At 45.9% G+C, this 10643-nt stretch carries 10 protein-coding genes; 3 read left to right on the plus strand and 7 right to left on the minus strand.

Annotated elements, in window-relative coordinates; translation table 11 throughout:
- Positions 1 to 3 precede the first annotated feature (3 nt).
- Positions 4 to 798: a 3-methyl-2-oxobutanoate hydroxymethyltransferase gene (gene panB / locus JK130_RS11795; protein WP_218354524.1), complete on the plus strand. Its 795-nt coding sequence runs from the start codon at positions 4 to 6 to the stop codon at positions 796 to 798.
- Between the two features lie 4 nt (positions 799 to 802).
- Positions 803 to 1660 (plus strand): pantoate--beta-alanine ligase, encoded by an 858-nt coding sequence (gene panC, locus JK130_RS11800; RefSeq protein ID WP_218354525.1) that lies wholly within the window; start codon positions 803 to 805, stop codon positions 1658 to 1660.
- An 8-nt stretch (positions 1661 to 1668) separates the two neighbouring features.
- Here panC and panP read toward each other — a convergent pair whose 3' ends face one another.
- Positions 1669 to 3303, minus strand: coding sequence for a pyridoxal-dependent aspartate 1-decarboxylase PanP (gene panP, locus JK130_RS11805; protein ID WP_218354526.1), 1635 nt, complete (start codon positions 3301 to 3303; stop codon positions 1669 to 1671).
- A gap of 310 nt (positions 3304 to 3613) precedes the next feature.
- On the opposite strand from panP, the gene JK130_RS11810 reads away from it, so the two are divergent.
- Entirely contained in the window at positions 3614 to 4330 is a 717-nt protein-coding gene (locus JK130_RS11810) for an EAL domain-containing protein (RefSeq protein WP_218354527.1), read from the plus strand.
- On the opposite strand, the gene trmB is transcribed toward JK130_RS11810, so the two are convergent.
- From trmB to JK130_RS11840, 6 genes are all read right to left on the minus strand, one after another.
- Positions 4327 to 5004: a tRNA (guanine(46)-N(7))-methyltransferase TrmB gene (gene trmB / locus JK130_RS11815; protein ID WP_218354528.1), complete on the minus strand. Its 678-nt coding sequence runs from the start codon at positions 5002 to 5004 to the stop codon at positions 4327 to 4329. The genes JK130_RS11810 and trmB overlap by 4 nt on opposite strands.
- Positions 5005 to 5778 carry an ABC transporter permease gene (locus JK130_RS11820; RefSeq protein ID WP_218354529.1) on the minus strand — a complete coding sequence of 258 codons (774 nt, stop codon included), beginning with the start codon at positions 5776 to 5778 and terminating at the stop codon, positions 5005 to 5007. It lies immediately after the preceding gene.
- The gene (locus JK130_RS11825; RefSeq protein WP_218354530.1) at positions 5771 to 6709 is read right to left on the minus strand and encodes an ABC transporter ATP-binding protein; all 939 of its coding nucleotides are present in this window, start codon (positions 6707 to 6709) and stop codon (positions 5771 to 5773) included. The genes JK130_RS11820 and JK130_RS11825 overlap by 8 nt, the downstream gene beginning before the upstream one ends.
- A 400-nt stretch (positions 6710 to 7109) precedes the next feature.
- On the minus strand, positions 7110 to 8192 hold the full coding sequence (locus JK130_RS11830; RefSeq protein ID WP_218354531.1) for a CNNM domain-containing protein: 1083 nt from the start codon (positions 8190 to 8192) through the stop codon (positions 7110 to 7112).
- A 157-nt stretch (positions 8193 to 8349) separates the two neighbouring features.
- Entirely contained in the window at positions 8350 to 10020 is a 1671-nt protein-coding gene (locus JK130_RS11835; RefSeq protein WP_218354532.1) for a carbon starvation CstA family protein, read from the minus strand.
- Between the two features lie 542 nt (positions 10021 to 10562).
- Positions 10563 to 10643, minus strand: an 81-nt coding sequence (locus JK130_RS11840; RefSeq protein WP_218354539.1) for an EF-Tu C-terminal domain-related protein, incomplete at its 5' end; no start/stop codon positions are given.

Raw genomic sequence — 10643 nt, forward strand, 5'->3', positions numbered from 1 at the left:
GTTATGAAAAAAATCACTATTTCAACATTACTGGCAAAAAAACAAAGAGGTGAAAAGATTACCTCTTTAACAGCCTACGATGCCAGCTTTGCCAAGGTGTTTGACGAAGCAGGTGTAGATGCCATGCTTGTGGGTGATTCTTTGGGCATGGTGCTACAAGGTCAGGACGATACCCTGAATGTCACCGTTGAGGATATTGCTTATCATACCCGGGCGGTGCGTAAGGGCACGGAACGCGCGTTTGTGTTGGCAGATATGCCCTTTATGTCTTATGCCACCCCCGAAAACGCTTATCAAAATGCGGCTGTGCTCATGGCTGCCGGTGCCAGTATGGTTAAACTGGAAGGTGGACAGTGGCTATGCTCTACCATTGAAGGTTTAGTTGAGCGCAGTGTTCCGGTATGTGCGCACATTGGTTTAACCCCTCAGTCGGTGCATGTATTAGGCGGCTTTAAAATTCAGGGCCGCGAAGCAAACAAAGCACAACAGCTGGTCAACGATGCCAAGGCACTTGAACAAGCGGGCGTCCAATTATTGGTATTGGAATGTGTTCCTAGCAGCCTGGGTCGTCAAATAGCTGGGCAACTCAGCATTCCGGTAATTGGTATTGGGGCAGGTAATGGCACCGATGGCCAAATTTTGGTGATGCACGATATGTTAGGCGTGAGTGCCAACTATATGCCTAAATTTTCAAAAAATTATCTCGCCGAAACCGGCAATCTGCATCGGGCGGTTGAGCAATACATAAAACAGGTAAAATCCGGAGAATTTCCTGGCCCGGAACACAGCTTTGAGTAAGTTCATGAACACAGTCGAATCCATCAACGAGTTACGTACTTTACGCAGGCAATGGCACCGTGAGGGTAAAACCGTGGGTTTCGTCCCCACTATGGGCAACTTACACGCGGGGCATTTAACTTTGATATCGGCCGCGCGTGAGCAATGCGATATCGTGGTCGCCTCAATCTTTGTGAACCCTCTGCAATTCGGTAAAAATGAAGATTTAGACACTTACCCCCGAACAATTGATGAAGACAAAGCTCAGCTAGACAGGCATCACACCGATGTGTTGTTTTTACCCTCGGTAGCCGAGATGTATCCTCGCGGCTTAGATGAACAAACTTTTGTTCAGGTGCCCGGTATTTCAGACATGATTTGTGGAAACAGTCGACCCGGGCATTTTCGGGGGGTAGCCACCGTGGTCAGTAAGTTGTTTAATATGGTTCAGCCTGATCGCGCATTTTTTGGGCAAAAAGATTATCAACAATTGCAGGTCATTCGGCTTATGGCGGCGGATTTATCGATTGATATCGATATTCAGGGTATTCCTACTCAACGCGCCGAAGATGGCCTGGCGCTAAGTTCACGAAATGGTTATTTAACCGAAGAGCAGCGTCAAATAGCGCCGAAACTTTATGCCTGCTTGCTGAATTTGAAAACAGACTTACAAAATGACCGCCAGCCTTTAAGCGTGCTTATCGAAAAATATACGGCGGTACTTGCCCAGGCCGGTTTTAAGCCCGACTATATAGAAATTCGTCATGCTGATACCCTTGAGCCTGTCGGCGATATGGATAATCAGCTGGTCGTTTTGGTCGCAGCCTTTTTAGGCAATGTGCGTCTTATTGATAACCTGACCGTCACCCGGCCCGAAGCATAGGTTGAGCGTTAACCACTGTGACTTAATATTTCACGTGCATTGTCGTCCAACTCTTTCCACAAACGCATTTTTCGGGCAATAATTGTCTGCTCTTCTAAAATATTCTTTAGATCTTGTTCGGTGGTGAGTGGGTTAGCCAGCACCACCCGAAACACAGTAATAGCCTGTCCGCCCAGCTCGGCACATTCAAGACGTGTTCTGGATACAAACGATTTACCCGCCTCGCGCTGAGCTTTTTGGACCGCCACCACCAACCGGTCTAAATTTTGGTTCAGCTGACGGCATTGTGCCGGGGTGGCGACATCAAAAGCATTCTGCACACTAGTAGGACAAACCCGGTAAGTTAACAGCGATAACGTGGGCGCGGTGGTCAGCATAAACATGTCGTGCCGCTGAATCATGGCAGCGAAGGTTTGTGCTTTTTCGATATTTTGATCAATGATAAGCTCATACCCACGCCGACCCAGAATATGCAATGTGGAATACACCATCATTGCCATACCGTTACGAGAGCCTTCTAATGTAGTGGCGCCCAAATCTTTTGAGCCTTCCCGCAGAATATACTGAGCATGGTGGCGCACCGAATTCGCGTCTTCAGGGTTACGAAATATGGCCATACCCGCGCCCATTGGAACATACATCTGTTTGTGGGCATCCATGGTTACCGAATCTGCACGATGGACGCCCTTTAACTTGGTCCGGTTGGTAGATGAGAACAACGTGGCGCCACCCCAGGCGGCATCCACATGAAACCAGCACCCCAACTCTTTGGCAACATCGGCAAGTTCGTCTAAAGGATCGACATGGCCGGTCTCTGTGGTGCCGCCAATACCTACAATCGCCAGAACTTTATTGCCCTGTTGTTGATATTCAAGGCCGGCTTTAAGCGCATCTTCAGGCCGCAGAGTTTGCGCCGGACAAGGAAGCGTTAAAAGTTGCTCACGGCCTAATCCTAATGCATCCACCGCTTTTGATAATGAATAATGGCCGCGCTTTGAACAAATAACCCCAAGGTTATTGATATCGTAATGACGATAGGCCGCCGCTAAACCGGCTTTTGCTACCCCGCTAAAACCGGGTTGAGGGCCCAGTAGTTTGTTGCGCGCAACCCATAATGCAGTAATATTAGCAATGGTTCCGCCTGAACAAAACGCGCCTAATGCATGGCGGGCACTGTGCAAATGTTTGGTATAAAAGGCTTCGGGTTCATCATAAATAAGATTATGCATCATTCCTAAAACCTGTCGTTCCAGGGGGGTAAACGCTTTGGACGTTTCTATTTTCACCAGGTTTTGGTTCAACCCCACCAACAACTTAGCCAGGGGCAGGTGAAAATAAGGCAGCGCTGATGTCATGTGGCCAATGAAGGTAGGCGAATAGGTGTTAACCGAGTGCGCAACCAGCTTTTCTAGCAGGGATTCGGCATGAGTTGAAACAAACTCGGGAGATTCGGGCACACTGGCCAGCGAAAAATCTTTCTCAATTTCTTCTAGCGAGGTCTTTTTTGTCACCACATGCTGTGACAAAAAATCCATAATATTGTCGGATAAGTGTTGTTCTATCTGCGCTAATTTTGAGTCTTTGTGCTCCGGTTTGGTAAATACCCGAAACAAGTGCTTAAGACTGACCTGAGCTTCACTCACTACTAAACACACCTCTAAACGCTAAAGACCTCAGGCACCCGCTGTGCTGCGCTGCAGGCAGTTAATATGACCGCAAGCCGGAACTGATTTGTCACTATTGCTAAGTTGTTAGCAAAATAATTACAAAGGAGCGAAACTTTACCCATAATACCGCACAGATACAAGATATGTGATGTATCGCACACAATTAATGGCGAATATACACGCGTATTGCGCCCGTTTTTTAACAAAATAAAAGGTTTGTTATATCTTACATTGGCTTTGGCGGTAGCTCTGCTATATTGAGGAGGTGATAAAAAGGAAATAAAACATGCCGATACGAGAAATCACCGACCCTTTTCGGCTGGAAGACATTGTCCCCTATTTTCAGCCTATTGTTGCTTTACGCACCGATCGGGTGTGGCGCTATGAATGTCTTGCCCGCCTGATACCCGAACCCGAGAAAGTCTATTTACCCAATGAGTTTTTGTATTTAGTTGAACGGCATAACTATGTACAGCAGCTGACTGAAACGATGTTTGCCCAGTGCTCTGCTTTTTTTGCCAATAAAAATCTTAACTGGAATATTAACCTGGATATGGCCGATGTGCATAATCCGGCGCTGATCACATTTTTCTCCCAGCACATAGACTCTTATTGCGACCCGACACGCATCTGCGTTGAAGTCAGTGCACAGTCTGCTATTCATGATCTATCCCAAATGAATGAGTTTATAAAAAAAGTCACGCCCCTTGGAATAAACGTATTTGTAGATAAAGTAGGTCGTGTACCGGGCAATATCAAAAGGCTGTTAGACTTGCCGATAAAGGGGATGAAGCTGGATGGAGGGTTGCTACGGCATTACCACACCACCTCAGCGGTTCAGGAGTATATTAGTTATGTGTGTGAGCAAGCCCGTGACCGCGATATTGCTGTGGTGGCCGAACAGGTTGAAGACTTAGAGATTCTGGAAATTGTTCACCAATTACCCATAGATTATGCCCAGGGCTTTGTGTTTAGCAGCCCTAAACCAACGCTCCCCGATTAACTTTCTTCCTCGGCGCGGCAGACCAGCTCCCAGCAGGTTTGGCCGCTGGCTAAATATTTGCGCTCAAAGGGAGTGAATGCTTCATTGTCACTTACTTGCTGAACATTGCCCGTTACCCCGTAATGTTTGGTCGCCTGAGCAAACTCGAGCAAATACACCAGCCAGTTACTGCGAACGGTTATATTGGGGGTCATAGCCATTAGATCAGCGAAGGCAGCACTGCCATGCCAGCGTTTTTGAACCTGCGACGGTTTTGGATAAGGATTAGGGTACAACAAATAATGCTGCTGTATACGCCACTGATGCTGGCGAATCAGTCTCCAAAAATCAATAACATCCGCGCGAAATACGGCGTAGTTTTCACTTTCACCTGCATAATGCGCATGTTTATCAAGCCGCGCCTGAGACTTATCCAGCCCAATAACTTTAGCCTGAGAATTAGCCGCGCCCAGCCGGGCAGTGCTTTCTCCGACACCGCAGCACGAGTCGATAATAATATCGCCACTCCAGTTGCCCAGCCATTGATTCGCCTGATCAAAAGCCGCCCGCGTATGTTCGCTCACCGGGCGTAAATTTTCAGCCTTTTGATACCGCTGTACCAACGCATCCAGTTTTTCATGAACAGTAGTTTGGGTGGTAGAAATACTGTTTACCTGATTGACAGATTCGCTCATTTAGCTACGTATCCCCTTACCGGTTTTAAGCAGATAATAAGCTATACCAAACAGTACAATGTTAAAGCCGACCAACAAGATTAATGAGGTAACAACGCCGTCTGCAGAATGACCTAAAAACCCATAACGGAATCCGTCAATCATATAAACAATAGGGTTGGCCATACTGATGGTTTTCCACAAATCAGGCAGTTTGTCCAGGTCATAAAATACGCCGCCAAGGTACGTGAGCGGGGTCAAAACAAAAGTAGGAACAATGCTGATATCGTCAAAGCTCTTAGCAAAAATTGCATTAATTAATCCAGCCAGCGAAAACAAAATAGCGGTAAGCAGTACCACAATGGCTATAGTGAAAATACTGAATATCTGCGTATCAACAAACAATAATGAAACCAGCGTTACAATAATGCCTATCAAAAGCGCCCTGGCTACGCCACCACCAACATACCCGGCAATAACCACACTGGTGGGCACCGGCGCGACCATCAGCTCTTCAATATTACGCTGAAATTTGGCACTGAAAAAAGAAGAACAAACATTTGAATAGGAGTTGGTAATGACCGACATCATAATGAGCCCGGGTACAATAAACTCCATGTAGGGCACACCGGCCATTTCACCAATTCTTTCACCGATAATATTACCAAAGATGACAAAATACAGGCTCATGGTGATAGCCGGAGGTACCAGTGTTTGCACCCAAATTCTTAAAAAGCGGGTACATTCTTTTATCCAGATAGTATTTAACGCTACCCAGTTATTTTGTTTATGCATTTGCAGCATCCTCTTGCCGGTTACGCCCCGATTCAACCAACCGAACAAAGAGCTCTTCTAAACGGTTCGCTTTGTTCCGCATACTTAATACCTGAAAGCCTTGCTCTGTTAACTGACTAAACACCGGGTTTAACCCTTCTTGTTTCTCAACATCAACCTCTAGCGTATGGTTGTCGACAAGACGATGTTCAAAACCAGTAAGCTCAGGTGTTTTATCTGAGTCAGCCAGATCCAGAATAAAGGTTTCAATATTCAGCTTCGACAGCAAGGCCCGCATCGTAGTGTGCTCAACAATAATCCCCTTATCAATAATGGCGATATTACGACACAGCATTTCGGCTTCTTCAAGATAATGGGTGGTAAGAATAATTGTTATGCCCTGCTCGTTAATCTCTTTTAGAAACGTCCACATCGACCGACGAATTTCAATGTCAACGCCCGCAGTAGGCTCGTCCAGAATCAGCAGCTTAGGTTCGTGCATTAATGCCCGGGCAATCATTAACCGGCGTTTCATGCCTCCTGAAAGCTCTCGGGCCCTTGCGTCGCGTTTTTCCCACAAATCAAGCTGCGTAAGGTACTTTTTAGCGCGATCTTTGGCTATTGCCCGCGGTACCCCGTAATAACCAGCCTGGTTCAGTACAATTTGTAAAACAGTTTCAAATTGATTGAAATTAAATTCTTGCGGTACCAACCCAATGCAGGCTTTGGCAGATTCTTTTTGCTGTTCCAGGTCATAGCCAAATACCGATACGTCTCCGGCACTTGGGTTTATCAGTGAACTGATGATACCTATCGTGGTAGATTTACCTGCCCCATTAGGGCCTAAAAGCGCAAAAAAATCGCCTTCGTTAACCTGGAGGTCTAAACCTTTAAGAGCCTGAACGCCTCCTTTATAGGTTTTCTGCAAACCAGAAATATCCAATGCTTTCATGCAATAGCCTGTTATTTGAGTGATACAGCACCGGTATGCCAAAATGCTTTTGTCATATTAATGCCTGATAAATAGAGCATTACGAATGGTACATGCAAAGTCTACAGTAAGTATGTTCAAAGTCTGTATTTTCAAGGTCTTGTTGGTAAGCACCCTGGGCGGAGTTTGAAAAGCGCGCGCCAATAGCTTTATATCTTATTCGGTGGCAGGGGTGGCTTACTGCAAAGGTAAGTCTTGTGTTTGACATCGAACCCACATTCTCCCTATATACTGGCTATACACCTGATGCGAACGCCGATTCTTTCATGGGTAATCACTTTCGCTAAGTAGATACAGCCCTGAATTCTAAACCGCCGTTAAACCGCCTTAAAGCAGGGCTGGCATTTGTATTTTGCTCTCACTATGGTTTAGCCGGGTCAGCTTCATCATCGGGCTTTGCGTCATGTTTAGTTAGCATGCGTTCACGCCGACGTGCCATCATATGTGCAAATCTGCGCATACTTACTGTGGTATCTTTTTCATCAATAATGTCGACTCCAAGCAAATTTTCCAGCAGATCTTCAAGGGTAACAATCCCTTCTAGTCCGCCGTATTCATCAACCACTAACAGCATGTGTATACGTTTTTGCAAAAATTGATTCAAAATGCTGGGCAATGACATGCTCGAAAGTACTGTTACCATAGCCATGCTCAATTCTTTGAGTGTTCGCTGCCCTTCTCCTTTGGCTTGTGCTACCAGTAAATCTGAACGCAGAACAAACCCGGAAATGCTTTCTGAGTCGTCTTCTTCATAAACCGGAATACGTGAGTATTCTATTTTCTCATGGCGATGAAAAAACTCTTCCACGGTCGTATTTTCGCAAATTGAAAACATCGCTGTTCGGTGAGTCATTGCATCTTTAACTTTCAGCTCATGCATACCCAGTAAGCTTTGCATTAATGCAGCTTCTTGCTGAGCTAACTGGCCTTCTTGCCCGGAAAGCTCGGTCATAGCATGCAGTTCGCTGCGGCTAAGACCCCGTAGCGGACTTTCTTCTTTAAAGCTTCGGGTCAGCATTTCAGACATTTTGACGAACGGATACAACAGTATTGTCAGATATTTTAAAAAGTATGCTGTGGCTGGTGCTAGCGCACGCCAAAAGGTAGCGCCCAGCGTTTTAGGAATGATTTCAGAAAACACTAAAATAAGTAGGGTAAGCACCGCAGAAATAACCCCCAGATACGCTTGCCCAAAGACTAGTCCGGCCTGGGCCCCGGCGCCTGCGGCGCCCATAGTGTGCGCTATGGTATTAAGGGTAAGGATGGCCGACAGAGGCCTGTTGATATCCTCAGTCTGTTTGCGTAGCAGTTTACCGGCGGGTGGCTTTTCTTTTTCAAGCACCGAAATATAAGCCGAAGAAACACTAAGAATTACCGCTTCTGCAATACTGCATAAAAAGGAAAAACCTAACGCGATAAACACATAGACAAATAATAAAAACATGCACCCTTGGTCCGCAACCATTTAAATCAGCATCTATTATGAAGATGCCTGAGTCAGTTACAAGGGTAATTAGTTAATATCTAAATTTGTCGGAAAAAACCGGTTACTTCAGTCCCGGACAGCCCTGAAGTAACCGGTAAATCGTTGCCACTCACTATTATGTTGTTTGAGACTTTTTGAAACGGGAAATGACTGACCATGCTTCAAGCATAACCAACACGCTGACTATCAGAACCACTGCGTCTAAGAAAACCAGTAAATAGTTTTCCGCCAGATAATATTCTTTTAGTTTTATCAGGCCAGCAAAAAAGGCCATAACCAATACAAATGTCATTGGTATCAGAGTAAATTTCGCCGGGCGCCCCATTTTTATTAGCATTACCGAGATAACCAGTAACGTTAAGCTGGCTAATATCTGGTTCGTAGAGCCGAATAAAGGCCAGATTATCATACCGCCACTGCCTGAGGCACCGCCGGCACCAAAGGCAAGTAATAAACAGGTCCCCACCGCTACAAGGGTAGCAACTACGCCATTTTTCAATATTTTCAGGTTATAAATGTCGCCCCACTCCTGAATAATATAGCGCTGTAAGCGAACCCCAGAGTCCATAGTTGTACCGGCAAATAACACCACCATTACCGCTAAAATAGTAGAGGCAAAATCCACAGGCAGTCCCCACCCGGTAGCAATCAGGTTAGCACCGCCAGTAATAAATGCACCAACGCTTCCGGCCCCAAGGTGACTGTAAACTTCATGCCACTCTTCAGGTGAAGCCGCCATCATAACGCCCGATACTGCAACAATGGTAATCAGTGCTAATGTGCCTTCGCCTACCGCACCCAAGTACCCAACAAAACGAGCATCGGTTTCTTTATTTAGCTGCTTTGAGCTGGTACCCGATGCAACAATTCCGTGAAAACCAGAGACCGCACCGCAGGCAATAGTAACAAACAATAATGGGATCATACTTGGCGTGTCTGCCACGGTTTGGGTATTAAAAGCAGGCGCGGTAATATCGGGCATGGCGACAAACACCGCCCCGTACAATAACAGTAAGCCCACAATAAGCTGCATGCCATTGATAAAGTCGCGAGGTTGCAACAACATCCATACGGGTAATAAAGAGGCAATGGCGGCATAAATAAACAGGATGATAATCCAGTTCGCTGTGTCAGCCAGTCCAAACATGGTTTCAGGCAACGAAATTGGAATATAAGTACCTGCATAAACAGAGGCATACAGTACGATAATCCCGACCACACACATGGGTATCAACGAGAAATTTCTTTTAAGTAGCTGGCCAATGATTAAGGCCACCACAATCGCTGTCCAGGCGGGAAACACTGCAGTGGGTTGCGACACAAACGAATTAGCAATAACCACCCCAAATACTGCGTTTACCATAAGCAGTACCAAAAATATAACAATCATAAATAACGAACGAGTACGTTTACCGATAACTGACTCGGACAGCGCACCCATCGATTTTCCTTTGTGGCGACTACTGGCCCACAGTGCCCCCATGTCGTGGACGCCTGCAAACAAAATAGTACCAAACACCACCCATAGCACGGCGGGCACCCAGCCCCAGTAAACGGCAATAGCGGGACCCACTATGGGCGCAGCCCCTGCGACCGATGTAAAGTGATGTCCCCACAAAACTACTTTGTTAGTTGGTACAAAATCTTTACCATCATTGAGTTCGTGCGCGGGGGTCAGAAAATTTTCATCAAGCTTAAAAATGCGGGTGGCAATGAATTTTGAGTAGACAAACCACCCAATTATCATACCGATGATTCCCAGCAAAACGATTAGAATTGATTGCATAGAGTAATCCTGGTCACATGACACATGTTGTTATAGTTTATAATTGACCGGCACCACAATAACGAATATCGAGGGTGTTTCGCTAATAGTGAATCAGCTGACCCACCTTTTGTGTTACCTGACTGAACGCTGCATTATAGCCAGCAGATACTGCCAGCGTCGTTACTAGTAAGACTAAAGTCTACCGTAATACAGCGCCTGATAAAAAGATACGCCTTATTTATCGCCGTCATTCAACCGGCTAGCTATCTTTATACCGAAGTTTGCGTTTTGGGCATACATAAGATGTGTATTGGGGTGGATGTTTTGAGACATGTGTACCTAAAGTAAGGGGCGGCTAGGCGTAGGACTGTTGTAGTTTGGGGTCGGGGCCTAAAAGTTTTGGGGGCGAACTTCTGAATGCTCAATAAAGGCGAAAGTTGTAAGCAGGAGCGACGTTTTAATACAAGTTGATTAAGCAGCGGGGAGTTAAATCTTCATATTACAGGCAATAAAAAAGGCCGCTTACGCGACCTTTTTTGGATACCTAATGGTGTTTCAGATTAGTCCATAATCTTAGAAACAACACCAGCACCTACAGTACGACCACCTTCACGGATTGCAAAGCGCAGACCTTCGTCCAT

The organism is Alteromonas lipotrueiana (assembly GCF_019249245.1).
In the GTDB taxonomy this organism is placed as follows: Bacteria; Pseudomonadota; Gammaproteobacteria; order Enterobacterales; family Alteromonadaceae; genus Alteromonas; species Alteromonas lipotrueiana.

Bases quoted from the DNA above. Each gene is read 5' to 3' on its own strand.
- panB (WP_218354524.1), top strand. From the start codon at position 4: ATGAAAAAAATCACTATTTCAACATTACTGGCAAAAAAACAAAGAGGT.
- panC (WP_218354525.1), top strand. From the start codon at position 803: ATGAACACAGTCGAATCCATCAACGAGTTACGTACTTTACGCAGGCAA.
- JK130_RS11810 (WP_218354527.1), top strand. From the start codon at position 3,614: ATGCCGATACGAGAAATCACCGACCCTTTTCGGCTGGAAGACATTGTC.
- trmB (WP_218354528.1), bottom strand. From the start codon at position 5,004: ATGAGCGAATCTGTCAATCAGGTAAACAGTATTTCTACCACCCAAACT.
- JK130_RS11820 (WP_218354529.1), bottom strand. From the start codon at position 5,778: ATGCATAAACAAAATAACTGGGTAGCGTTAAATACTATCTGGATAAAA.
- JK130_RS11825 (WP_218354530.1), bottom strand. From the start codon at position 6,709: ATGAAAGCATTGGATATTTCTGGTTTGCAGAAAACCTATAAAGGAGGC.
- JK130_RS11830 (WP_218354531.1), bottom strand. From the start codon at position 8,192: ATGTTTTTATTATTTGTCTATGTGTTTATCGCGTTAGGTTTTTCCTTT.
- JK130_RS11835 (WP_218354532.1), bottom strand. From the start codon at position 10,020: ATGCAATCAATTCTAATCGTTTTGCTGGGAATCATCGGTATGATAATT.